At 67.2% G+C, this 473-nt stretch carries 1 protein-coding gene; it reads left to right on the forward strand.

The genetic code is table 11. The features are described 5' to 3' along the window. Positions 1-73 precede the first annotated feature (73 nt). A partial coding sequence (locus EN935_RS39980) for a hypothetical protein (RefSeq protein ID WP_206534739.1) occupies positions 74-473 on the forward strand: 400 nt, incomplete at its 3' end.

The following is a 473-nucleotide window of genomic DNA, read 5'->3' on the forward strand; positions in this document are numbered from 1 at the left end:
ACCTCGTGCGGCAGTTTCGCGAGGAACTGAAGGCGATGACTGGCGGGTCCCGCAAGGCGAGGGAGGCCAGGGCATGAGCGGTCGTCTTGCTGGCTACGCGGCCGAAATCGAACGCTATCTTCGAGGCGGGCCCGGTGTGAAGCGTGAGGACCTGGACGATGACAAGTCTCTGACGGGCGCCCGACGCGAGGCCAGCGAATTCCAGGCGATGAAGAGTTATGAGCGGACCGGTGGCGGCGGACGCCTCGGGCAAGGGCACGCCGGCTCGATGGTCAGTGGCGGCAGGAACCCTCCTCGTTCGTCGCCGGGAGGGACAGGAGTGGTCGGGAGCTCCGTCTCCAGCAAGACTCCGAAGTCCGCCGCGGCTGCGAGCTCGGCCAAAGCCGCTAGCGCCCCGATCATGGTCTATGGCGCCACGCTTGCCGGTTTTCGGCCGGAAGAGGAGGAGGACTGGAAGCGGCGCGGTGGTGGTG

Source organism: Mesorhizobium sp. M7D.F.Ca.US.004.03.1.1 (genome assembly GCF_003998635.1).
Lineage (GTDB): Bacteria > Pseudomonadota > Alphaproteobacteria > Rhizobiales > Rhizobiaceae > Mesorhizobium > Mesorhizobium loti.